The organism is Penaeicola halotolerans (genome assembly GCF_016464625.1).
Classification (GTDB): Bacteria; Bacteroidota; Bacteroidia; order Cytophagales; family Cyclobacteriaceae; genus Penaeicola; species Penaeicola halotolerans.
The window spans coordinates 1-272 of record NZ_JAEAGO010000067.1; the positions used below are offsets into that span (position 1 = coordinate 1).

Annotated in this window: 1 protein-coding gene; it reads left to right on the top strand. The window is 40.1% G+C overall.

Going from position 1 to position 272, the window contains the following annotated elements; all coding sequences use genetic code 11:
* Positions 1-259 (top strand): DUF6807 family protein (locus tag I5349_RS13745; protein ID WP_226391352.1); only part of this gene is annotated, 259 nt, incomplete at its 5' end.
* Positions 260-272: the final 13 nt, after the last annotated feature.

Sequence of the window (272 nt, forward strand, 5' to 3'; positions counted from 1 at the left end):
CGGAGATGAAAATATTTCTGTTGCTATATTAGATTATCCATCTAATCCAGGGTATCCAACTTACTGGCATGCAAGAGGATATGGTTTGTTTGCCGCCAATCCATTAGGCCAAAAAGCTTTAAGTGACGGCAAGGATGAACTGAACTTCAAACTAGCTCAAGGAGAATCCGCTACTTTCAAATATAGAATCATCATCTATTCCAATGAGAACGTAATGGATGGGCAAGTCAACCGAGACTACATCGAATGGGCTAAGTAATTAGACCAGTTCT